2 protein-coding genes are annotated in these 1,256 nt (G+C 48.2%); both read left to right on the top strand.

Translation table 11 applies throughout. From position 1 onward, the window contains the following. On the top strand, window positions 1-435 hold a 435-nt coding region (locus BG32_RS01690; protein WP_147434789.1), incomplete at its 5' end, for an ABC transporter permease. A 5-nt stretch (window positions 436-440) separates the two neighbouring features. Further along, window positions 441-1,256, top strand: an 816-nt coding sequence (locus BG32_RS01685; RefSeq protein WP_147434788.1) for an ABC transporter ATP-binding protein, incomplete at its 3' end; no start/stop codon positions are given.

Raw genomic sequence — 1,256 nt, 5'->3', positions numbered from 1 at the left:
AATATCTGGGTGATGATTGGAATAATGTGCATCTTCTACTGGGTAGGACCGGTGAAGACCGTCAGGAGCATGGGACTCCAGATCAAGGAAGAGACTTATATTGAGGCCTCCAGGGCTCTTGGAGCCTCCAATACGAGAATAATCTTCAAACATATGGTTCCTCTGCTTATCCCCTACGCCTTCGCTTCAATGGCCCTCAACGTACCGGGCGCAATTGTCGTAGAAGCCACGATAAGTCTTTTGGGCCTTGGAGATGCGACGATCGTAACCTGGGGGCAGATATTACAGGCTGCTAACAGCGGAGGCGCGATGTTGAGCGGAATGTGGTGGTGGGTAGTACCGCCGGGACTGGCGATAGCCTTCATGGGGATGACATTCGCATTTGTCGGGTTCGCAATGGACAAGATACTTAACCCGAAACTGAAGACGAGGTAATGAATATGGATAACATATTGACTGTAGAAAACCTCAAGCTTTACTACTACACGAGCAAAGGTGTCGTGAAGGCAGTTGACGACATCTCCTTCACACTGAAGAAGGGTGAAACTCTTGGCCTCGTTGGAGAATCAGGCTGTGGAAAGACAACTACAGGTTTCGCCCTTCTCAAGATGCCCACTCCCCCGGGTAAGATTGTCGGAGGAAGGATAGAGGTAGACGGTATCGACATTACTCCCCTGCGTGAGAATGAAATGAGAAGGAATATACGCTGGGAGAAGATTTCCATGGTATTCCAGGGCGCAATGAATACCCTCACTCCCGTATACACAATAGGCAAACAGATGATGGAGACCCTCCAGGAACACAGAGAGATGGAAAGAGACGAGGCGAGAAAGAGAATAGAGAAGTATCTCAACCTCGTTGGACTCTCAGGCGATATAGTGAAGAGATATCCCCATGAACTCTCGGGAGGAATGAAACAGAGAATCGCCATCGCTACCGCCCTCTTTCTGGAACCTAAGGTTATAATCTGTGATGAACCCACGACCGCTCTGGATGTTATTGTACAGGCCCAGATAATAAACCTTCTCAAAGACTTAAAGGAAAAACTCGACCTTTCATTCATCTTCATAACTCACGACCTTGCAACAGAGGCAGAGGTTTCAGACAGGATAGCGGTGATGTATGCAGGAAAGATAGTGGAGATAGGAACAAATCAACAGATATACGGAGAACAGGGTCCCTGTCATCCATATACGAGAAACTTGCTCGCCGCCACTCCAAGACTACATGAAAGGGTGAGTGAACTCTCGTTCATC

The sequence above is a fragment of the Mesotoga sp. HF07.pep.5.2.highcov genome (assembly GCF_003666285.1).
Taxonomy (GTDB): Bacteria; Thermotogota; Thermotogae; order Petrotogales; family Kosmotogaceae; genus Mesotoga; species Mesotoga prima.
Note: the sequence above shows the minus strand (reverse complement) of the source record. Positions and strands in the feature narration are given on the sequence as shown.